Source organism: Paenibacillus germinis, from assembly GCF_013141785.1.
Taxonomy (GTDB): Bacteria; Bacillota; Bacilli; order Paenibacillales; family NBRC-103111; genus Paenibacillus_E; species Paenibacillus_E phytorum.
Window position 1 is genome coordinate 1 of sequence record NZ_WHOC01000132.1, and the last position, 536, is coordinate 536.

At 42.9% G+C, this 536-nt stretch carries 1 protein-coding gene; it reads left to right on the forward strand.

The window, feature by feature from the left end; translation table 11 throughout:
* The coding region (locus GC102_RS23675; protein ID WP_171691675.1) for a substrate-binding domain-containing protein at window positions 1-536 on the forward strand (536 nt) is incomplete at both ends.

Sequence of the window (536 nt, forward strand, 5' to 3'; positions counted from 1 at the left end):
GTGCTCGAAGAGATGGAGCAGGAGCTAAGAAAGCTGGATAATCCACATGGATTATTAACAATAGCAGCGCCGGAGTTCTACTGTACGCACTATTTGTCACTCATCATCCACTCTTATATTTCTCATAATCCAAAGGTCAAGCTGCAGTTGTTTTCCTGTGACAGCAATGATGCGATGAAGAAAGTCGCTACGAATGAAGCCGATTTGGCAATTATAGCAGGTCCCTGTGATTCACCTATCATGGAAACACTGCCACTCGGTAAAGAGGATCTTGTTTTGGTGACAACCAGGGAGTTATATGAAAAATATGATGCGAAAATTTTAATGGAAACCTATCCATTCATTACTTACAAATCAGGCTCCAACATACAGCGGCTTGTCAATGAGTGTTTGGAGGAATACGGATTTACACCGGATAATTATATCGAATGTGAGACGGATGAGACCATTAAGCGAACCGTTCTATATCATACTGGGATTGCTTTGCTCGGTTCTGCTCTCGTCGAGGAAGAGTTAAGAAAGGGGACGCTGGCAGA